Here is a 219-nt window from a genome sequence, read left to right on the forward strand (position 1 = left end):
AGGAGCAAAGCAATGATTATTAATGACCTGAACTATTTGGAAGATGCCACCCAAGAAATCGTTGGTGGTCGTGGCACCAACATGAACAGCAACTACACGGTAACCAAGACCGTTACAGCTAGCGTTAACGAAAGCATCGTCAAGACTTTAGACACCAACTTGGGTGGTTTAGAAGGAAACGTTGCTCAAGTGATTGCCACCGCTGATGCTCGTGAAGGT

Annotated in this window: 1 pseudogene; it reads left to right on the forward strand. The window is 46.1% G+C overall.

Annotated features, from left to right (window positions below):
• Window positions 1-12: 12 nt before the first annotated feature.
• A pseudogene (locus MiSe_RS50590) lies at window positions 13-219 on the forward strand (hypothetical protein); the annotation flags it as partial.

Origin of the sequence: Microseira wollei NIES-4236, assembly GCF_020521235.1 — a bacterium.
In the GTDB taxonomy this organism is placed as follows: domain Bacteria; phylum Cyanobacteriota; class Cyanobacteriia; order Cyanobacteriales; family Aerosakkonemataceae; genus Microseira; species Microseira wollei.